The sequence below is a fragment of the Nocardia sp. NPDC004573 genome, from assembly GCF_053602135.1.
The window spans coordinates 147,893-168,342 of the sequence record NZ_JBSGDA010000018.1 but is presented as its reverse complement, the minus strand read 5'-3'; the positions used below and the strand labels follow the sequence as shown (position 1 = coordinate 168,342).

At 70.6% G+C, this 20,450-nt stretch carries 13 protein-coding genes; 4 read left to right on the top strand and 9 right to left on the bottom strand.

What is annotated here, in order from left to right; all coding sequences use genetic code 11:
- Positions 1–165: 165 nt before the first annotated feature.
- The 5 genes from ACWEKR_RS25540 to dnaK all read right to left on the bottom strand — a co-directional run bounded on the left by ACWEKR_RS25540 (position 166) and on the right by dnaK (position 5,974).
- Positions 166–1,335 (bottom strand): FAD-binding oxidoreductase, encoded by a 1,170-nt coding sequence (locus tag ACWEKR_RS25540; protein WP_452356608.1) that lies wholly within the window; start codon positions 1,333–1,335, stop codon positions 166–168.
- A 531-nt stretch (positions 1,336–1,866) separates the two neighbouring features.
- Complete coding sequence (locus ACWEKR_RS25535) at positions 1,867–2,283, bottom strand: heat shock protein transcriptional repressor HspR (protein WP_159846052.1); 417 nt, start codon at positions 2,281–2,283, stop codon at positions 1,867–1,869.
- Positions 2,283–3,443 (bottom strand): molecular chaperone DnaJ, encoded by a 1,161-nt coding sequence (gene dnaJ / locus ACWEKR_RS25530; protein WP_452356607.1) that lies wholly within the window; start codon positions 3,441–3,443, stop codon positions 2,283–2,285. Before dnaJ ends, ACWEKR_RS25535 begins: the two co-directional genes overlap by 1 nt.
- A 24-nt stretch (positions 3,444–3,467) precedes the next feature.
- Entirely contained in the window at positions 3,468–4,127 is a 660-nt protein-coding gene (gene grpE, locus ACWEKR_RS25525; RefSeq protein WP_452356606.1) for a nucleotide exchange factor GrpE, read from the bottom strand.
- Positions 4,124–5,974, bottom strand: coding sequence for a molecular chaperone DnaK (gene dnaK, locus ACWEKR_RS25520; protein ID WP_195084354.1), 1,851 nt, complete (start codon positions 5,972–5,974; stop codon positions 4,124–4,126). Before dnaK ends, grpE begins: the two co-directional genes overlap by 4 nt.
- 380 nt (positions 5,975–6,354) lie before the next feature.
- On the opposite strand from dnaK, the gene ACWEKR_RS25515 reads away from it, so the two are divergent.
- On the top strand, positions 6,355–7,518 hold the full coding sequence (locus tag ACWEKR_RS25515; protein WP_452356605.1) for a zinc-binding dehydrogenase: 1,164 nt from the start codon (positions 6,355–6,357) through the stop codon (positions 7,516–7,518).
- Between the two features lie 7 nt (positions 7,519–7,525).
- Here ACWEKR_RS25515 and ACWEKR_RS25510 read toward each other — a convergent pair whose 3' ends face one another.
- The 4 genes from ACWEKR_RS25510 to ACWEKR_RS25495 all read right to left on the bottom strand — a co-directional run bounded on the left by ACWEKR_RS25510 (position 7,526) and on the right by ACWEKR_RS25495 (position 14,475).
- Complete coding sequence (locus ACWEKR_RS25510; RefSeq protein WP_452356604.1) at positions 7,526–8,170, bottom strand: endonuclease; 645 nt, start codon at positions 8,168–8,170, stop codon at positions 7,526–7,528.
- A 116-nt stretch (positions 8,171–8,286) separates the two neighbouring features.
- Positions 8,287–9,840, bottom strand: a complete 1,554-nt coding sequence (locus ACWEKR_RS25505) for a dynamin family protein (RefSeq protein WP_452356603.1) — start codon at positions 9,838–9,840, stop codon at positions 8,287–8,289.
- Positions 9,837–11,699 carry a dynamin family protein gene (locus ACWEKR_RS25500; protein ID WP_452356602.1) on the bottom strand — a complete coding sequence of 621 codons (1,863 nt, stop codon included), beginning with the start codon at positions 11,697–11,699 and terminating at the stop codon, positions 9,837–9,839. The genes ACWEKR_RS25505 and ACWEKR_RS25500 overlap by 4 nt, the downstream gene beginning before the upstream one ends.
- A 37-nt stretch (positions 11,700–11,736) precedes the next feature.
- Positions 11,737–14,475 (bottom strand): IniB N-terminal domain-containing protein, encoded by a 2,739-nt coding sequence (locus ACWEKR_RS25495; RefSeq protein ID WP_452356601.1) that lies wholly within the window; start codon positions 14,473–14,475, stop codon positions 11,737–11,739.
- A 298-nt stretch (positions 14,476–14,773) separates the two neighbouring features.
- Here ACWEKR_RS25495 and ACWEKR_RS25490 point away from each other — a divergent pair, with 298 nt between their 5' ends.
- Genes ACWEKR_RS25490 through ACWEKR_RS25480 form a run of 3 tightly spaced genes read left to right on the top strand, consistent with a single transcriptional unit; the run spans position 14,774 to position 20,290 of the window.
- Positions 14,774–16,561, top strand: coding sequence for an Hsp70 family protein (locus ACWEKR_RS25490; RefSeq protein ID WP_452356600.1), 1,788 nt, complete (start codon positions 14,774–14,776; stop codon positions 16,559–16,561).
- Positions 16,554–19,133 carry a LuxR C-terminal-related transcriptional regulator gene (locus ACWEKR_RS25485; protein WP_452356599.1) on the top strand — a complete coding sequence of 860 codons (2,580 nt, stop codon included), beginning with the start codon at positions 16,554–16,556 and terminating at the stop codon, positions 19,131–19,133. The genes ACWEKR_RS25490 and ACWEKR_RS25485 overlap by 8 nt, the downstream gene beginning before the upstream one ends.
- A gap of 47 nt (positions 19,134–19,180) precedes the next feature.
- Positions 19,181–20,290 carry a hypothetical protein gene (locus ACWEKR_RS25480; protein WP_452356598.1) on the top strand — a complete coding sequence of 370 codons (1,110 nt, stop codon included), beginning with the start codon at positions 19,181–19,183 and terminating at the stop codon, positions 20,288–20,290.
- Positions 20,291–20,450 lie beyond the last annotated feature (160 nt).

The window sequence follows — 20,450 nt, the reverse complement described above, 5'->3', positions numbered from 1 at the left end:
CACCCTCGCGCTCCGCCTCCCGGTGTTTGGCGGTTCCGGGGCCGGGCTGGCTTTGGGGGGGCCGCCGCGTACGCGACGAAGTCGCAAGCGGCGGTCGCGCAAACGCGAGCCATAAGGGGGCCGCGAACACCCAGCGCCGCAGGCGCTGGAAAAACAAACACAGCCTCAATACAACGGGTCGTGGCGGATGTTCTTGGCCAGCGTCCCCGCTGCCATGAGGCGGAACTTGGTGGTCTGCACCATCGAGGGTGAACCGGCGATCTGGACGTCGCGGTCGGACCAGGCGCCGAAGCTCGCGACGACCTTGCCGATCTGGCCGGTCACCCGCGGTTCCAGGCCGGGCCAGGTGGTGCGCGGTTCGTCGGGTTCGGCGTACCACCATGGGTTTTCCTCGTGCTCGCTCACCGGCGTGACGGTGAGCCAGCGGTTGGCCATCGCCAGCTTGCTCAGCGTCTCCAGGTCGTAGAGGTCGCACGGGTGGTGCCCGCCGACGAACAGGTGCACCTTCGGATTGGTGCGCCGCATCGCCATCGCCATGAGTTGCGCGCGTAGCGGCGCGATTCCGGTGCCGCAGCCGATCATCAGCATCTTGCGTTTGGCGTTACGCGGGACCCCGAGACCGCCGAGCGGCGAACCGAGCAGCCATTGGTCGCCGACGACGGTCTGGCCGACGATGGCCGAGCTGACCCAGCCGCCCAGCACGCTCCGGACGTGGAACTCGATCTCGCCGTTGGCGTTCGCGGGCACGGCGGGCGAGAGATAGCGCCACATGCGCGGCCGCGACGGGATCTGCACGCTCAGATACTGGCCCGCGGCGTAGCGCATCGGCTGGTCCAATTGCAGCCGGACGATGACGAGGTTGCGCAGGACCTCCCGGCGCTCGATCACCGTGCCGGTCCACGCCGACGGCGTGGTCTCCTTCTCCGCCGCGCCGATCATGGTGTCGGCGATGATCTTCAGGCCCTCGTCCCAGGCGCGGTCGACCTCGTCGGTCCACATCTCGGTGCCCGCGAAGACCTTCACGGCGGTCTTCAGCGCGGTGGCGACAGCGGTGTAGTGCGCGGGCTGCACACCGTACTTGCGGTGGTCCCTACCGAGCTGGGCCAGGAAGGGCAGCAGTTTGTCGGGCTCCTCCAACCGGTCCAGCGCATAGGAGATCGCCTTGACCAGGCGGTCGCGCTGCAAGTCCATCGCGGCGGGAAAGAAATCGCGGACGTGCGGGTAGTCGGTGAACAAGATCGCGTAGAACGATCTCGCCAGTTTCTCCGGCCCCCCATCCTCCGCAGCAACCGCCTTGAACGTAGTTCTGATCAAAGCGACAGTGCGTGAATCCATTGATCTCACAACCCCATTTCGCACTCGTTCACGAACCATGCCGGCGAGTGAGGTGCTGCGGGGCCACTCGACAGCAGCCGATGGCAAGGAGTGTAGGCGAGGTTTGCCAGCAACGGAATCTTTCGAAGGAACATCACGCGTGCAATTTCCCCGAAACCAGGATATTTAGCGAGACACGCCAGAGAAACCGACTGAAAGACCGTAGATCTGCCGCTAAATCGGTCGCCTGCACACCGAAATGGTAAGTGCCTCTTGGTGAAATACGTCCCGGTTGGTCTGTTCTAGCGACTTCAGGGCAACACATCGAACGGTGCACGATGCGCGAAACCGGCAAACCGATCGCGTTCCGTAAACAAATCTATGGCGAAAAGGAGCAGTTGATTCGACAACGAAATAGACTCCGCCGCAGCCCTTCCGTCGAACATAATCCAGCTTATTTTCAGCAAATGATCGGAGCGGCGCCGTCCAACGACGACGGCCCCGGCGTCGGGTCGCGGTGTGCGACCGAGGCCGGGGCCGTCGTCGTGTCGGTTATCGTCTGCGCTGACCGTCCTCGCGACGGTGTCGCGGCTGCCAGACGACCAGCGCGGTACTGCGCTGCGGGACGAGATCGGGACGGTATCCGGCCCGGGTCCGCTCCAGTTCGGCCGACAGTTCCGCGACCTGCTGGCGCAACTCCTCCACCTGATTGGTCAGTTCGATGATGCGTTTGATGCCCGCCAGGTTGACGCCTTCGTCCTGGGACAGCCGCTGCACCTCGCGCAGCAGCTCGACATCCCGGGCCGAATAGCGCCGCCCGCCACCCGAAGTCCGTTGCGGCGTGACCAGTCCCAGACGGTCATACGTGCGCAGCGTCTGCGCGTGCATGCCGGCCAGTTGGGCCGCCACCGAGATCATGAAGAACTCGGCCCGCGACCCGCCGGACGCGTTCTTCGGTTCCGAGGACATCACGCACCTGCCCATCCCGCACGTGGATCGAAGCCGCTGGCCCGCTCCGCCTCCTGGTAGCGCTGCAGCGCCTCGACGGCGTCGCCGTCGAGCCTCTGCGGCACCGCGACCTTCACCGTCACCAGCAGGTCACCCGCGCCGCCGCCGCGCTTGGGCACGCCACGGCCGCGTACCCGCAGGGTGCGGCCATCGGCGGTGCCCGCGGGCACCTTGACGCCGACCCGGCCGTCCAGCGTCGGCACCGAAACCGTGGTGCCGAGAACCAATTCACTGTAACTGACCGGCAGCACCAAGGTCAGGTCGTCACCGTTGCGGCCGAAAACCTTGTCCTGGCTGACGTGGACGGTGACATAGAGGTCGCCCGAGGGCGCCCCGCGCAATCCCGCCTCGCCCTGCCCGGCCAGCCGGATCCGTTGCCCGTCACCCACTCCCGGAGGAATCCGCACCGTGATGGTGCGGGTGCGGTTCTGGATACCGCTGCCCTGGCAGTCCAGGCACGGGTCATCGATGATCGACCCGCTGCCCCGGCACTCGTCGCACGGCTCGCTGAAGCCGAACGCGCCCTGGTTACGGCTGACGATGCCGGTTCCGTTGCAGATCGGGCAGACTCGCGGACTCGTGCCCGGTTTGGCGCCGCTGCCGTGACACGTGGTGCACGGCGACGGACTGGTCATCCGCAGCGGAACCGTGACGCCCTGGGCCGCTTCCCGGAAACCGAGAGTGGTCTCGGTCTCCACGTCGGCGCCGCGCCGGGGACGGCTCGACGTCCGCGCGCCGCCGCCCCGGTTGAACAGACCGCCGAGCAGGTCGCCGAGGCCACCGTCGCCGGCGCTCGCGCCGCCGAAGATGTCCCCGAGATTGAACTCCTGCGAGAAGCCGCCCCCCGCGCCGGACCCGAACCCACCGCGGCTGTAGCCGCCACCCGCGAAGAGCTTGCGGGTGTCGTCGTACTCCTTGCGCTTGGCCGGATCCGACAGCACGGCGTGCGCCTCGCTGACGGCCTTGAACTTCTCCTCGGCTTTGGCGTCACCGGGGTTGGCATCCGGGTGCAAGTCGCGCGCGAGCTTGCGGTAGGCCTTCTTGATCTCGTCCTGCGAGGCGCTGGAGGAAACACCCAGTTCCTTGTAGAAGTCCTTTTCGATCCACTCCCGTTGGCTCACCGAGCATCTCCTCCTCTCGCGTCCTTATTGTTCGTTCGCGCCGGCATCAACATCCGATGCCTCTTCGGTCGGCTGGTTCTCGTTCTCCGTCAGATCGGCCACGCCGTCGGTTACCCCGACGAGCGCGTGCCGAAGCACCCTATCGCCGAAGCGATAGCCTTTGCGCATAACAATGCCGATCACCGGGTCGTGGCCGGAGCCCTCGTGCTGCACGGCCTCGTGCAGGGTCGGGTCGAAAGGCTCACCCTCCGAACCGAACTCCTCGAGACCCTGCTTGAGCAGCGCGGCCGACAGCTTGTCGGCCACCGACTTCAGCGGGCCGGACTCCAGGTCGCCGTGCGCCCGGGCCCGGTCGAGATCATCGAGCACGCCGAGCAATTCGGTGACCACCGACGCCTTGGCGGAATCGATCGCGGCCTTGCGGTCGCGCTCGACCCGGCGCCGGTAGTTGGCGTACTCCGCGGTCAGTCGCTGCAGGTCGGCGGTGCGCTCGGCGAGCTCGCCGCTGATGGTGTCGGCGAGCGCGTCGCCGTTGCCGAAGTCCGCACCGTTGCCCGCCTCCGGGGCCTGCGCGGCCGCGGCGCCGTTGTCCGCGGCCGGCTGCCTGATCTCACCGGTCTCCGGATCTATCTTCCGGTTGTCGACGAAGGTGACCGGCTCCTTCTCGGCGTTGCCCTCGCTCACTTCTTCTCCGTGTCGACCGGCTCGTCCACGACCTCGGCGTCCACGACCTGGTCATCGTCCTGCGCACTGCTCGACGCGCCGTTGCCCTGCGCTGCGGCGTCCGCGGCGGAGGCTTCGTAGATGGCCTGGCCGAGGGCCTGCGACTCGGTCGCGAGCTTCTCGACCGCCGCCTTGACCGCGGCGATGTCGGTGCCCTTCAGCGCCTCGTTCGCCTCGGCGATGGCCGCCTCGACCTTGGTCTTGACGTCCGCGGGGACCTTCTCCTCGTTCTCCTTGATGAACTTCTCGGTCTGGTGCACCAGCGACTCGGCCTGGTTGCGGGTCTCGGCCTCCTCGCGGCGGGCCTTGTCCTCGGCCGCGTGCGCCTCGGCGTCCTTGACCATCCGATCGATCTCCTCCTTGGACAGGCCGGAGCCGTCCTGGATCTTGATCGTGTTCTCCTTGCCGGTGCCCTTGTCCTTCGCGGTGACGTGCACGATGCCGTTGGCGTCGATGTCGAAGGTGACCTCGATCTGCGGCACGCCGCGCGGGGCCGGCGGGATGCCGGTCAACTCGAAGGAACCGAGCAGCTTGTTGTGCGAGGCGATCTCGCGCTCACCCTGGAACACCTGGATCTGCACCGACGGCTGGTTGTCGTCGGCCGTGGTGAAGGTCTCCGAGCGCTTGGTCGGGATGGTGGTGTTGCGCTCGATGAGCTTGGTCATCACGCCGCCCTTGGTCTCGATACCCAGCGACAGCGGGGTCACGTCGAGCAGCAGGACGTCCTTGACCTCACCCTTGAGCACACCGGCCTGCAGGGCGGCGCCGACGGCGACGACCTCGTCCGGGTTCACGCCCTTGTTGGGCTCCTTGCCGCCGGTCAGTTCCTTGACCAGATCCGAGACGGCGGGCATCCGGGTGGAGCCGCCGACGAGCACCACGTGGTCGATGTCGGACACCTTGATGCCCGCGTCCTTGATCACGGACTGGAACGGCGCGCGGGTGCGGTCGAGCAGGTCCGAGGTGATCTTCTGGAATTCCGCGCGGGTCAGCTGCTCGTCGAGGAACAGCGGGTTCTTGTCCGCGTCGACGGTGATGTAGGGCAGGTTGATCGAGGTGCTCTGCGAGGAGCTCAGCTCGATCTTGGCCTTCTCGGCGGCCTCACGCAGCCGCTGCATGGCCATCTTGTCCTTGGTCAGGTCGATGCCCGAGCTGGCCTTGAACTTGTCGACCAGCCACTGCACGACTCGCTCGTCCCAGTCGTCACCACCGAGGTGGTTATCGCCGGAGGTGGCGCGGACCTCGACGACGCCCTCGCCGATCTCCAGCAGCGAGACGTCGAAGGTGCCGCCACCGAGGTCGAAGACCAGGATGGTCTGCTCCTTGTCGCCCTTGTCCAGGCCGTAGGCGAGCGCCGCCGCGGTGGGCTCGTTGACGATGCGCAGGACGTTCAGGCCCGCGATCTGGCCTGCTTCCTTCGTGGCCTGCCGCTGGGCGTCCTCGAAGTAGGCGGGCACGGTGATGACCGCGTCGGTGATCTCCTCACCGAGGTAGGCCTCCGCGTCGCGCTTCAGCTTCATCAGCGTGCGCGCGCTGATCTCCTGCGGCGTGTACTTCTTGCCGTCGATCTCGACGGTCCAGTCCGTGCCGATGTGCCGCTTGACGGAGCGAATGGTGCGGTCGACGTTGGTGACGGCCTGGTTCTTGGCCGGCTGGCCGACCAGTACCTCGCCGTTCTTCGCGAACGCGACGATCGACGGGGTGGTGCGCGATCCTTCCGAGTTGGCGACGACGACCGGTTCGCCGCCTTCGAGAACGGCGACGACCGAGTTCGTGGTCCCGAGGTCGATTCCGACCGCACGAGCCATTGTGGTTCCTCCTAAGTGACGTACCAATGTGTGTCGGTGCCGGGCGAAAACCGCCCTGCGACGCCCGATGACGGACGCCGCGAGACCTCGCCCCTAGCACCTCACGGAGCACGGCCCCAGCAACACTGAGCGTGGTCGGCTCAATCCTGCCGCGCAGGAGTCTCGGAGTCAACCGAAACTTGAGTCGATCGCACTCAATCTTGTCGAAAAGCTCAACGGGCGATCCGTGCGATTAATTCCCGGCAGCCGACAGCGATGTGTGATCCGCCGCAGTGGAGCCCCCGGACGGCCGAGGAAGCCGCGACGGACGTTCGCGCGCAGTAGGGTGACCGCGGGCGGCCCTGGCCGCCCGCCGTGCGCCGTCGATCCGAGGAGTCGCCATGAGGGCCGCCGTCGTCACCGCCGCCGAGTTCGAGGTCGCGCAGCTGCCCGCGCCCCGGCCGGGTGCGGGTCAACTGCTCATCGATGTGTCGCGCTGCGGCATCTGCGGATCGGACCTGCATGCCCGCACCCACGCCGACGAACTGGCCGACCTGGCCGCCGCCACGGGCTACGAGCACTTCATGCGCTCGGACCAGAGCGTGGTGCTCGGCCACGAATTCAGCGGCACGGTCGTCGATTACGGGCCGGACTGCCGCAGAAGGTGGAAGACGGGCACGCCGGTGGTGGCGCTCCCGATCGTCCGGCACGGCCGCCAACCGCACCTGGTCGGGCTGTCCACCGCGGCGCCCGGCGCCTATGCCGAACAGGTGGTGGTGCAGGAATCGATGACCATGCCGGTGCCCAACGGCCTGTCCACCGAACACGCCGCGTTGACCGAGCCCATGGCCGTGGCCTGGCACGCGGTACGCAAAGGACGGGTGGGCAAGGGACAGTCCGCGTTCGTCATCGGTTGCGGGCCGATCGGCCTGGCGGTGATCAGCATGCTGAAGGCGGCGGGCGTGCGCACCGTGATCGCCAGCGATTTCTCGCCGCGCAGGCGTGAACTCGCCACCGCCTGCGGCGCGGACGTCGTGGTCGACCCCGCCACGGAGTCGCCCTGGGCGGCCGCACCGAAGAAGGGCCGGATCAACGGCGTCACCGACATACTCGGGCTCGGGTTCGACACCATGGATCGCCTGCGGCGGATACCGAACCTGCCGTGGTGGTATGTCTTCCGGCTGGCTCACACGGTGAACGCGGGTCCCGCCGGGCCGGTGATCTTCGAATGCGTCGGTGTGCCCGGCGTCATCGACCAGATCATCACGGCCGCACCGCCGCTGTCGCGCGTGGTGGTGGTCGGGGTGTGCATGGAAACCGACCGCTTCCATCCCGCGGTGGCGATCAACAAGGAGATCGAACTGCGGTTCGCGTTCGGCTACGACCCCGGCGAGTTCCGTGACACCTTGCACATGCTCGCCGAAGGCAAAGTCGATCCGAGCCCGCTGATCACCGGGACCGTCGGACTGGAGGGCGTGGCGGACGCCTTCACCGCACTCGGCAACCCGGAGCGGCACGCGAAGATCCTCATCGACCCGAGCGGTTGCGGCGCCGCCCTGAATTGAGGACCGCTCAGGGCGCGGCGGCGAGGACGTCGTCGGCGATCTTCTCGTCCAGCGTCACCCGCACCAGGGCCGCGGCGAGCTCCGCGGTGTGGTGATCCGGCGCCAGGCGCGCCAGCCGGTCGGGGTCTTCCGGCAATTGCACTCGCTTGGCGCCGCGCAAGGCCCGCTCGTCGAAGTGCGGCCGGACCCAGGTCCAGATGTCCTGGATCTCGCGCAGGAAGATATCGGCCCCGGTCGGGCCGATGCCATCGAACTCTTGGAGCAGTTCCGCGGCGCGCTGCGGGTCGTTGTTCGCCTTCTTCGCCAGTTCCCGTAGGTCACCGTGGTAGCGGTCGAGCACGCGCGAGGCGTTGTGGCCCAGCCGCGTCGCGGTGCTCTCGTCGTAGCGGCGATAGTTCCCCCGCCCCAGCGCGTCGACCAGTTCCTGCCACTGCGCGTCCGCGACCCGGTGCGGCGTCCGGTAGCCGCTACCGATCAGCTCTCGTGTGGCCCCGATGGCGATATCGGCGGAGATCCGGGCGCTGAGCAGCTGGGAAAGCATGAGCAACTGGAAAAGCGCGGCCGGTTTGTCGTCGAGCGTGATGCCCGCTTCCTCGGCGTATCCCGTGCCGGCGCGGACGAGCAATTCGTGTACGACGTCCTTTTGGCTCATCGTTACCTCCTCTCGCTACCAGGGCGCATACCCGAGCGCACGTCGACTACACCGCCCGTGGCGGCGGGGTGCGATCGTCACCGCAGGTCACAGGACTCGGAGGGGGCAGCGCTGGATCATTCCGGCAGCACGCTCAACGTGCCCTCCGCGCTGCGGGCGGCGGTCAGGCAGGCCGTCGCGGTGAACTGGTCGGCGAGGGGGTGGCGCGCCCGGGCTCGCCACTTCCGGACCGCGGCCACCGCTTGCGCGCGCTGCGCGGGGAGCGGCGCGTCGAACGGAAGACCCAGACGCAGGTGGGGTGCGATGCCAGAGCCGCCGATGAGACGGTGCAACTCGGCGAGATCGTCGGCGGGCAGCGCCAATTCGTCGGTGCGCAGGCGGCCGAGCAGGCGCAGCTCGGCGAAGCCGTGCACGTCCGCGAGCAAGGTGCGCACCCTGGGCAGCAGGCGGTCGGCCGGGCTGCCGCGGTAGGCGGTCAGCACCCGGGCCAGGGCTGTCAGCGCGGAATGCGCTTTGAGCTGGTCGGCGCGCTGCCCGAACTGCACGTCGAGCACCGACCGCAGTTCGTCCACACCGCTGCGGCTGGTCAATTCGGCGGCCAGCGCGGCCGAATCGCGCACCCCGAGCCGGATCAGCGTGACGGCCATCCGGATGCCGAACAGCCCGAACCGCTCGGCGAGCTGCGCCCGCAATTCCGGCGGCACCGGCAGCGGCACGTCCGCGCGCGCGAAGCGGTCGGCCGAGAGCAAAGCGGCGCTCAGCTCGTCGACCGGGACCCGCGCCAGCGTCTCGAACGCCGCGAACTCCTGCTGACGCAGCGTCGCCGCGGCGAACGCGAGCAGCCCGGCGACCGGGATCACGGCCTGGCACAGGCCCGTCCGCTCCAATTCCCCGGCGAAGCGCGTGGCGACATCGCGCGCCGAGTGCAGCGCGTCGATCCGCCCCGCCCCGATCTCGTCGGCCCGCGACACCACGCCGACGATGCCGAGCGGACCGGGCGCCCCCGGCCCGCCGTTGGCCGCGGCGGTTCCGGCGCCCACCCGCTCGAGGAACTGCACGTCCGTGGCGTCCAACCGGCGCAGCAGATAGACGACCGCGTCGGCGCCCGGGATGGCGATGCCCTGCTCCGCCCGCTCGTCGTCCGCTCCCGGCGTCAGCAGGCGCGCCGTGCGCCGCGACACCTCGCGCGACAGCGACGACGTGCCCGGCGTGTCGATGATGGTGGTGTGCGCGAGCGCCGCGGCCGGCCATTCGACCTCGAGATGGTCGACCTCGCGCGCCGCCGGGGCGTTCCAGTTGAGCCCGTCCAGGTCGAAAGTCAGCCCATGGGTTCCGCTGCCACGCCGGACCACGACGTGCGCACGGGCGCCGTCGGGGGCGTAGGCGGTCACGCTGGGTGTCGAACCGTAGCGGTACCAGGTGACCACCCTGGTGCACTCGGTCGCATCGGTGGGAGCGATGTCCTGTCCGACAAGGGAATTCAGCAGGGTGGATTTGCCCGCCTTGATCGAGCCGGCGAGCGCGACCCGCAGCGGCTGATCCAAGCGGCGGGCGCAGTCGGCCAGCAGGGCACGCGCGCTCGGTTCGCCCGACAGCGCCGCCTGCGCCGCGCCGACCAGCCGATGCGCCTCGGCGACGACTCCCGGTACCGGGCCACCATCACGTCTCACGGGGCTACCGTACCGGCGGGTCCCATCGGTAGTGCGGTCTGCATGGCATCGGCGTAGCGGCGCAGTTCGGCGACCACACGCAGCTGCTGTTCGAGTTGCGCACCACGTTCGGCGCGGCGAGTGGCGACCATGGACGCCGCCTCCTGCGCTGCCCGCAGCGACTCGTCGATCGAGCGCAGGCTGCGTTCGGCGACGCCCGCGTAATGGTCGCGCAGCGCGCGGTGGATGCGGTGCAGCCGGTCCTTCGACTCCTTGCCCGCCTGGAACGCCACGTCGTCGACGAACCGGCGCACCGCCGCCTTCGCCTCGTTGCGCCGCTTGGCCAGCCGGGCCTGCTTGTCGTCGCGGAAAGCTTTGCCGCCCACGATCAGACCCGCGCCGATCGAGATCGGGTTGAGCAGCGCGAGCCCGGCGAAGGTGCTGGCCAGCCCCACCATCAGCACGCCGCCGTAGGAGCCGCGCATGCCGACGAGCAGCTTGCTGCCGAAACCGATATCGGGTTCCAGATCGGCGAGCGTGCCGGAGACGGCGCGGCCGGTGTCGGCTCCCGCGCCGGGGCGCACGTCCGGCAGGTCGACGGCGCCCAGTTCGGAGAAATGCTCGGCGACACGCTCGGCGAGCTGAATCGCCCGGGAATGGGTCCAGAGCAGATTGTCGCCGAGCGCGGTGTCGACCGTGCCGGTGAGGTGTTCGGCGATGCGATCCCAGTGGCGGCCCGGATCGTGCTCATCGATCCATTCCTCGGTGGTGCGCGCGATAGTGCGCAGGCGGTCACGAAGATCGTGGTCGACGTCCCCGGCCAGATCGGTGATGCCGTCGGCGAGCGTCTGCTGCCACGCGGCGGTCCTGCGGTGCAGTTCCTCGGCCGCGGAACGGGCGGATTGCAGCTCGCGCACCGCCGCCGCGCCCTGGGCGGGATCGCGGACCGCGACCAGCTCACTGCCCAGGGCCAGCGCCAGATGCTCGGCTGCCGAGCGGATGTCGCGGGCCACGGCGGTGCGGGTGGCCTGCTGATCGCGCGCCACGACCTGGTCGCGCAGGAAGGTGTAGAGCACGCCGAAGCCGGATTCCACACCCAATTGCCTGTCCTGCAACCGCATCGCGTGACCGCGCAGCAGCGACGACACCGGGATCAGCGGCACGTCGAGGCGGGCCCGCGCGAGATGGCCCAGGTCGGCCTCGTGCACCTGCCGCCAGTGCGGGTACAGGTCGGTTTTGGTGAGCAGCAGCGCGACCGTCGGGCACAGTTCCCGCACCTGCCGCAGGAACGCCAGCTCCGGCTCGGTGAGTTCGGTCGACGCGTCCGACAGCACGAATACCGCGTCCGCGGCGGGCACCAATCCGAGCACGCCCGCGGCGTGGGCGTTGCCGTGCCCGCCGACACCTGGGGTGTCGATCAGCACGATGCCGTCGGCCAGCAGCGCGTTCGGTATCTGCACCTCCAGGCGCACGATCCGTCTGCCCTGCGCGAGCGGGGAGCGCTGGTCGATCGCACCGATCTCCGCGACCGGCACCGACACCCTGGTCTCCGCGCCGCTGGAGTCACCGTGCGCCGCGAGCACCAGCTCGGCGCGCGGCTCGGGACCGTGCGCGAGCAGCATCGGCACCGTGGTGGTGGCGTCGTCGCCGACCGGGCAGACGTCCAGGTTCAGCAGCGCGTTGACGAAACTGCTCTTGCCCTGGTCCAGCTGTCCGGCGACGATGATGCGCCGGCGCGGGTCGCGGACCCGGTCGGCCGCCACTTCCAGGCGGCCGACCAGATCGTTGCGGCCCGCGGCACGGGCCGCCGCGATGGTTTCACCGAGTACCGAGAGCAGCGGTACCGCCGGTGGAGTGGCGTTCGGCGCAGGCGTCCCCATCGCGGTATGGACCTCTTTCCGTATTACCGGGCAACTGTCAGTGCAGGAATGTATCGCCACCCACATCGGCGCCCGCGGAACCGCTGAACTCCGTGCTCGCGTGGCTCTCGCCGAACAGCCCCGCATCGGTCTGACCGCTGCTGTCCAGGCCCGAGCCGAAGGCGCTCGACACGTCCAGCGAGGACCAGGTGTGCGCGGTCGAGCCGACGCTGCCGCCGAGGCCGGCGCCGGTGTCCACCGCGCCGTGCGCCGTCCCGCTCGCCGAGCCCGCCAGTCCGGCGCTCGCGTCCGTCGCGCCGCCGGCGGTCGACTGCGCCGCGCCGCCGAGGCCGGCCGTCGCGTCGAGACCCGAGGACAGGCCGGAGGTCGCGTGCGACCCGATGCCGCTGTCCAGGCCGGAATCGAGGTGCGCTCCCCCGCTCGACGCGCCTTCCAGACCGCTCGACAGGCCCCCACCCGCACTGCCCGCCGCACCAAGACCCGTCGACAGACCCGACTCCAAACCCGCACCCGCACTGCCCGCCGCACCGAGACCCGTCGACAGACCCGACTCCAAACCCGCACCGGCATGGCCCGCGCTGTCGATTCCGGAGGAAAGGCCGGAGCCGAGTCCGGAGCCCGCCTGCGCACCGGCGTTGAGCCCGCCCGACAGACCCGCACCGAGACCGGCGCCCGCCTGAGCCGCGGCATCGAGTCCGGATGACAAGCCGGAGCCGAGTCCGGCGCCCGCCTGCGCACCCGCGTCGAGCCCGCCCAACAGACCCGCACCGGCCTGCGTACCCGCGTCGAGTGCGCCGGTGAGCCCGGCTCCGGCTTGTGCCGCACCGTCCAGACCTCCGCCGAGACCGGTGGACAAGCCTGTCTCCAAGCCGGTCGCGCCCTGGACCCCGGCCTCGAATGCCCCGCCGAGGCCGGACTCGAGACCCGCGCCGGCCTGCCCGCCGGTGTGCAGCGAGCTGTCCAGACCGCCGCCGAGCTCCGCTCCGGTGCGCACGGCCGCGCCGAGACCCGTGGCGAGCCCGGTCTCCAGGCCCGCCGTCGCTTGCGTTCCCACGTTGCCCGCTCCGCCGATGGCCGAAGAGAAATTGCTTCCGAGTCCGGCGGCGAGGTTGCCGGAACCTTGTGCGGCGGTGTCGATTCCGCCGGTGAGGCCGGTCATCGCCTGGCCGGTGGCGTCGAGCGCTCCGCCCAGCCCGGTCTCCAGACCGGACCCGATCTGCGCGCCCGCGTCGGCTGCTGCATGCAGTCCGGTGGACACTCCCGCGCCGAGTCCAGCGCCCGCCTGCGCACCCAGACCGGTGGTCGCCTCACCGGCTCCGTTCAGCGCGCCCTCCAGACCCGCGCCGGCACCGGTTCCGAGATCGGCCGTCGCGCCCGCAGCACCGCCGAGACCCGCACCCAGACCTGTCGTCGCGTCAACCGCGCCTTCGAGTCCTGCACCGAGCCCGGTCGACGCATCGACGGCACCCTCCAGACCCGCGCCCAGACCCGCGGTGATATCCGTCGCCGCGCCCAGACCACCCTCCAGGCCCGCGCCCACGCCGGTGCCGAGATCCGCCGCCCCGCCGATCGCGCTTTCGAAACCCGCACCCAAACCGGCAGAGGCATCCGCCGCGCCACCCACGGCACCACCGAGTCCTGCGCCGAGCCCGGTCGCCAAACCGGTCGTCGCATCGACAGCACCCTCCAGACCCGCGCCGACCCCTCCGCCAAGGCCTGCCGTGGCATCCGTCGCCGCACCCAGACCACCCTCGAGACCTGCGTTCAAACCTGCGGAAATGTCGGTGGCACCCTGCACGGCCCCTTCCAAACCCGCGCCGAGACCAGTGGTGATGTCCGCCGCGCCGCCGATGGCGGTTTCCACGCCTGAGACGAGGCCGGTCGTCGCGTCCACCGCGCCCCCGAGGCCCGCGCCGAGACCAGCACCCGCCTGCGCACCGGCGCCCAACGCCGCGTCTAGTCCCGAGGTCAGTCCGGTTGCGGCGTCCACCGCGCCCTGCAGTCCCGCGCCAACTCCGGCGCCGAGGTCCGCCGCCCCGTTCACCGCACCTTCCAGCCCGGCACCCAGGCCCGCCGCCGCGTCCACCGCACCTTCCAGCCCGGCACCCAGGCCCGCCGCCGCGTCCACCGCACCTTCCAAGCCCGCACCGATACCCGCGCCCGCGCCGATACCGGTAGACAGGCCGGTCTCGAGTCCGGCGGCGATGTCTCCCGCCCCTTCGGCATCGAGATCGAGGCCCGCGCCGATGCCACTGATCACCTGAGCGCCCGCGCCGAGCAGGCCGCCCACGGCGGCGGAGAGGTCGGCGCCCGCGTTCACCACGGTGTCGAGGCCGGTGGCCAGCCCCGCGCCCAGACCTGCGCCGATCTCCAGCCCGGTTTCGATCGCGGTGTTCAGGCCCGCGCCCACGTCGACGCCCGTGCCGACACCCAGGTCGACGCCGACCCCGCCACCCGCGCCCAGATCGACGCCCAGATCCGCGCCCAAATCGACGCCGGCGTCCGCCACCGCCGCCGCGCCCACGGTGCTCGCGGCGCCGACCGCGGCGGCCGCGCCGGTCTGCGCGCCCGCCGCGACGATGGACTGCAACTGGGAACCGCCGGTCACCAGCGCCGACTCCGCGACCATGGGGGCGCAGAGGGCGATGTCCTCCGGCGTCACCGCGCTCAGGCCCGCGGCGGCCAGCGCCTGGGTCGGGTTGGCGCAGTAAGCGACCGCGGCCTCGTGGTTCCGCAGCAGATCGAGGATGAACTCCAGAATCGCATTGGGTGTCATGAGAATCGTCTCCTGAGTCCCGGCGGACCTCGCTGATCCGCAGTCGTTGGAATGCAAATCACGCTAGGAGCGCATCGCGTTACGCCGAAACGGGGCGAACCCCTATGACCGGCCGAGGGCACCCGATAGGGGTGGGAGCGGAATTAGGGGAATTTCCCTAAACGATCCCCTAACGAGGTAACGGCTGATGGCCAGCAACCGACAGAACGGTTGCGTCGGCAACTACACCGCCCAGCGCACCAGCTCGGACACACAGCAGCGACACCGGACCAGACAGCTTCTCGAACGGGGTTCTCGAATGACACAGCGCCTGGCGCTCGGCATCACTGTCGGGGCGTCGAATTCGGTCGCCGTGGCGGCAACGGAAGAGGGCGACGACGGCCTCAGCCCCTCCGGCGGCGGATTTCTACGCTCGCATCCGAGCGTGCTACGGCTCTCGCCGGACATGGCGCCCACGCTCGGCGCGGGCGCTCGCTCCACCGGCCGACATTCCAGCGACGTGATGCTGGAGGGCTTCCTCGCCAGGGTCGGCGACCCGGTCGGCATGCTCGGCGAGGACGGTTCCTCGTATTCGGCGCCCGACCTGGTGGCCACCGCGATCGGATGCCTGGTCGACGAGATCGCCGCGGAGACGGGGCGAAGCGGGGTCCAGGCGATGGTCGCCTGTCATCCGGCCTGGTGGTCGCGGCACACCGTCGACATCCAACGCGACGCCCTGGAACGGGCCGGACTCGGCGAGGTGACGCTGGTTCCGGAGCCGACGGCGGCGATCCGCTGGCTCGACGCCGCGCACGGCCGGACCGACGACGGGGCGGTGATCGTCCTCGATCTCGGGGCATCCGGGTCGACCGTTTCGGTGGTCCGCACCGGCGAGCACGCCAGCCTGCTGGGCACGCCGCTGCGCAGCACCGACGTGGCCGGCGCGGAATTCGATCTGCTGACCATGCGCTATGTCCTGGCAAATGCGGTGCTCGCCGCGGATTTCGATCCGTTCGATCCGGTGGTGGAACGCGAATTATCGGCTTTGCGAGAACGCTGCAGAAAAGCGAAAGAAGAGCTTTCCATAAATACCGCGACGGTCGTTCCGGTCCGGGTGGACCCCGCGGATCCGCACGGCAGCACCGTGCGGCTGGTGCGCGGCGAGTTGGAAGACCTGCTGCGCGGACCGTTGTCGAGTGCGATGAACCTGATCCACGACGCGGTGCACCGGGCCGGGCTGGACATCGGCGACGTCGGCCGAGTCCTACTCACCGGAGGCGGCGGCGCCATCCCCCTGGTCGCCGAACTCATCTCCTCCGAGTTCGGATTGCCCGTGGTGGCGGCCCCCGACCCCGAGCACACCACGGCCCGCGGGGCGGCGCTGCTGGCCGCCGATCTGCTCGCCGCCGAGACCGACCAGCTCCCCTCGGTGGTCGATCCGGTGGCCGAGGACGAGACCGTGCCGCAGCCCCGGGCGCTCCCCTCGGCCGGACTCGCGGCGTTGCCCGAGGAGCCCGCTCCGCGCAGGCGGGCACTGACCGGCAGGCAGCGCATCGCGGTGGTGGCGGGTGCCGCGGCCGCTATCGGCGTGCTGGCCACCGGCACGCTCGCCATCGGCACCGGCATCCAGTCCGGTTCGACCTCGCCTGCGTCGACCGACCAGTCCGGCACCGGCGCCGTGCAGGTCGCCGGGACGACAGGAGCGCAGACGGGGGACCCGTCCGCACCGGCCGCTGTCGCCGCCACGGATTCCGCGTCCGCCACCGGCCGGCCGAAAACCGAGGCGCCGCGAGCCGGTTCGCCGTCGTCCGCGGCACAGAACACCAGCGTGGCCGTGGTGAACAGCGAGCAGAACCCCGATCAGCCCGCTCCCGCGCCCGCGGACGCCCCGGCACAGCAGCCGGCGCCGCAGCCGCAATCCCAGCAGCCTCCCCCGGCCCCCGCCCCCGCGCCTGCGCCTGCGCCGACCAACCCGCCCGCACCTACCCAGCAGCAGCCCCGGCCGGCGCCGCCGACCGCGCCGAGCCTGCCGACCGGCGTGCTGGGCGACACCCTCGGCACGGTGCTGCGCACTCCCGGAGAAATCCTGGGAGGCTCCGGTGGCTGATACCGCCTTCGACACACTCCCCTGCGCTCGCGACATCTTCCGCGATCTGGATTCCGCCGACGACCAGCCGGTGGTCTATTTGATCCGCGGCCGCTCGCAGACCGGCAAATCGACGCTGCTCGCGGAGATCCGCGCCCGTCTGCGCGCCCGCGGCGTCCCGCTGCAGGACGACATCGCCGCTGTTGCGCATGCCCACGCGCGCAACGGCTCGCACCCGGTGACCCGCGCGCAGGGCGGCGGCACGGCGGGCGTCACCACCGACACCGCCCGCCCGGCCCTGATCATCGACAACGCCCACACGCTGGGCCAGATGGATCTCGAATACCTCTGCGCCGCAGTCGAATCCGGACATCGCACGATGGTGGTCGCCACGCAGCCGCGCCCGCATGATCCGCGGCTGCGGATGCTCGCCGACGCGATCGCCCGGCGCGGGCGCGTCGTGGATCTGCGCCCGCTCGGCGTCGCGGACATGGCGCCGTTCGCCCGGGAGCTGGGCATGATGGTGCCGCGCCAGGTCGCTCAGCACATCCACGTGCAGACCGCTGGTATCCGCGGCGGCGTGGTGGCGGCGCTGACGGCCGCGTGCTCGGCGCGTCTGGACGCGGGCATCACCGCCGTCGACACGGCTGTCGCCGCGTGGGCTCGCGGGTTGCTGGACAACCTCGAACCCGACCTGCTGGAGACCTTGGTGGTGGCCACCACGGGCACGGGCCTGGATTCCAGCGAGCTCACCGAGGTGCTCGGCGTGGAGCAGTCCGTCGCGCAGGATCTCATCGACCGCGCCAGGGCCAGCGCTCTGGTGACCGACGCGGACCTGCTGCTGGAACCCGCCGTCGCCCCCCTGCGCACGCTGCTCGGCGACCGCAGGTTCGTCGCGATCGAACGCCGGTTGCTCGGCTCTCGTCTGGAGGCGGGCCTGCTGCGCGACCGCACGGCGCTGCAACTGGCCGAATCCGGCGTCCGCGATCCGCGTCTGGCCGACTTCCTCGTCGACGCGGCGGGCCAGGCCGGCCGCGAGGCGGTCCGCTACTACGCCGCCGCGGCGGCCGCGGGGGCCGAACTCGATCTGATCGCGCTGCGCTGGGCCGAGGCCGCCGCGCGGACCGGCGACGGCGAGACGGCCATGCGGCTGGCCGAGCCGATGCTGGCGCGGTCGGGCAGCACCGGCACGGAGCTCGCGACGGCGGTGCGGATCTGCGCGGCGGTGCTCACCCGCCGGGGCCTGGTCGGCCGCGCGGCGCAGCTGTACACCTGGCTCGGCGGACATCGGGTGGGACCGGATTGGGCGGTCGGCGCGACGGTGTTGTGCCTGGCCGGTGACGTGCCGGGCGCCAGGGAGATGTCTTCCTCGGCCACGAAGTGGCCGCCCACCGAAGCGGGCGCGCACGCCCGGCTGATCGCGACCGCGCTCGCGGACACCATCGAACTGGGCAACAACACCGCGGCCGCGGTGTCGGCGCTGGTCCAGGCGGCCCACGCGGACGCGGGCGTGGACCGCTTCCTGCCCTGCACGGCGGCCTCCATCGCCACTCTGCTCTCGCTGGGCACCGGCGAGCCCCGCCGTGCCCAGGACGCGCTGCGCCGCGCCACCGCCAGCGGGCTGCGCTGCCATCAGCTCGACGTGCTCGCGGCCTGGACGGCGATGCTCGGCGGTGACGAGCGCGCCGCCGCGGCTACGGTGGCCGCGCTCGACCACGACCGGCTCGATGTGCGCGATCGGCTGCTGGCGCACGGCGTCGCGGTGGGTCTCGCGCGGCGAAGCGGAGACCACACCGCGCTCGCCCGCGCGTGGCAGGCCGCGTATCCGCTGTTCGACGACGTGCAGGCCGACCTGCTGGCGCTGCTGCCGATCGGCGAGCTGTGGTTGGCGGCCATCCGGATGCGCGACGAACGCCGGATCGCGCCCTTGGTGGACGCCGCACTCGCGCTGCTGCGCCGCCTGAACGATCCGCCCGCCTGGTCCAACGCCTTCCATTGGTACGGCGTGCAGGCCGCGATCGCGCACGAGAGCCCCGAGGATCTGTTGCCGCACGCGCACGCGTTGAAAACCGCGGCCGAGGCGGGCGACCGGCACGCCGCGGTACTCGCCGACGCGGGCCGCACGTGGGTGCTGGTGCTGCGCGGCCAAGTGGCCACCGCACCGGTGCACGCGGCCGTCGCTGCGCTCACCGAGATCGGCATGACCTGGGACGGCGCCCGGTTGGCCAGCGAGGCGGCGCTCGCGGCGGCCGACTCCGCCACGGCCACCGCACTGCTGAAACTGGCCCGCACGGTGCGCGCCGACGCCCGTCCCCAGGAGGCGCAGGCCCGGCCCGCCGCACCGGTGACGCACAACGGCGACGCTCCGCCGCCGACGCCGCCGCAGGCCGCGATCCTCAGCGAACGGGAACGCGAAGTGGCCGAGTTGGTTCTGCTCGGGCTCACCTACCGCGAGATCGGTGCCCGCCTGTACATTTCGGCGAAGACAGTCGAGCATCACGTCGCGCGCATCCGACGCCGGGTCGGTGCCCGGTCCCGTTCGGAGTTATTGTCGATGCTCCGCGCCATGGGACACGGTTCGCTTCTGGTGTGACCGGGTGCGGTTCCGTCAGCGGAAACGCCGAAGCGAGGGTAGGTGAGATGGCCACTGGGGTTGGCCTGCGCGTCGCCGACGACGAGTGCGCGGCGGTCATCGTCACCGACGGTGACGAGGAGCCGCGGTACATCGTCCGTGAGTCGGTTCTGCACATGTCCGACGATGGTGACGCCGAGCTGGGCGGTCCCCCGCCCACGGGCGACTCCCACTCGATCGGCGGCTTCGTGTCCGCGGTGGGCGACCCGGCGGGCATCCCGGTCGACGACGGGGAGGCGTATCGCGCCGAGGACCTCGTCGCGACCGCCCTGTTCTGCCTGATCAACCTGGCCGCCGAACATCTCAGCGGTGCGGCCGAGTTCTATGCGACGCATCCGGCGCACTGGCCCGCCGAGTATGTGCGTTCGCTGCGCGACGCCTTGGACTACCTGGGTCTGCGCTCGGTGCTGCTGGTCAGCGAGGGGGAGCTGCCCAGCGCCGAGACCGGAGCCGACGGTAGGTCCTTCGCCCACGACGCGGCCCGAGGGGCGCTGGCCGCCGTGCTCGCCACCCCGGCCGGGGCCACCCCGCCGGACCCGTCCACCGCGGAGAACTCGACGGTGGACACCATCGTCATCCCGGCCGTGCCCGCCGCCGACGCGCTACCGCAGGCGTATTCGGCGGCCATACCGATCTCGGAGCCGACCCTGGTGGCCGAATCCGAGCCCGAACCCGAGAAACCGGTGCAGGCAGCGGTTCCCGCGAAGGAATCGAAACGCATCCCGCTGCTGATCGCGGGCGCCGCGGTGATCGGGCTGCTGCTCGGCGGCATCGTGGTGGCCTTGCTCTTCCGCGACGGCGGCGAGACACCGGTGCCGCCGTTGCCCGACGCCAAGTCCGAGACGTCGGTCAGCCCGGCCCCGCCCCCGCCGCTGGTCACCTCGACGACGCCCGCCACCACCGAGCCGCCCGAACCGCCGGTGGTGATCACGGAGACGACGACGCCGGAGCCGACCACCACGACGCCGCCCCCCACCACCGAGCCGCCGACGACGACGCCGACCACCACGACTCGTACCTCGACCACGCGGACCCCCACGCCCACCACCAACCCGTTCGGGCAGCAGCTGCCGCAGATCCCGACCATCCCCGGCATGGGAATACCGGGTAGTCGGTGATTAGTAGCGTCCTATCCGGGTTTGTGGCTTAGAGTGTTGCGCTGACCGTGTTGTCGGATGAATTCCCACACCGGTCGATTGCTGGACGAAGGCTGTGCGCCAACGGATTCTGCCCGTGGCCACGGATTTAGCTGGCACGTGCGTGCCGACGAAGGGACTT